Source organism: Salifodinibacter halophilus (assembly GCA_012999515.1).
Lineage (GTDB): Bacteria > Pseudomonadota > Gammaproteobacteria > Nevskiales > Salinisphaeraceae > Salifodinibacter > Salifodinibacter halophilus.
The window spans coordinates 1-262 of sequence record JABEEB010000362.1 but is presented as its reverse complement, the minus strand read 5'-3'; the positions used below and the strand labels follow the sequence as shown (position 1 = coordinate 262).

The window sequence follows — 262 nt, the reverse complement described above, 5'->3', positions numbered from 1 at the left end:
GGACGAGCCCGTAGTGCCGCACCACCCGCCGCAGCTGTCCCTCCACGGGTCCGTGCGGCAGCAGCAGGAACTCTATCTCGCCGTCGCGCACCGGCTTCCGCTCCAGAAATCCGCCGTCGCTGGTGAGAAGCGCCCGGCCCTCATCGGCCGCTAGCCGCACCAGGAATCCGTCGGCCAGCTCGGTGCCCTCCCGCGCGTAGTAGGTGTCGTACCCGGCGGCCCGCAACCACTTCGCGAGCCCTCCGAGCATGGCGTCGCAGAG

Annotated in this window: 1 protein-coding gene; it reads right to left on the bottom strand. The window is 71.0% G+C overall.

The genetic code is table 11. The annotated features are described in order from the left end of the window. Positions 1–262: hypothetical protein (locus HKX41_12035; GenBank protein NNC24864.1), on the bottom strand; the 262-nt coding region annotated here is incomplete at both ends.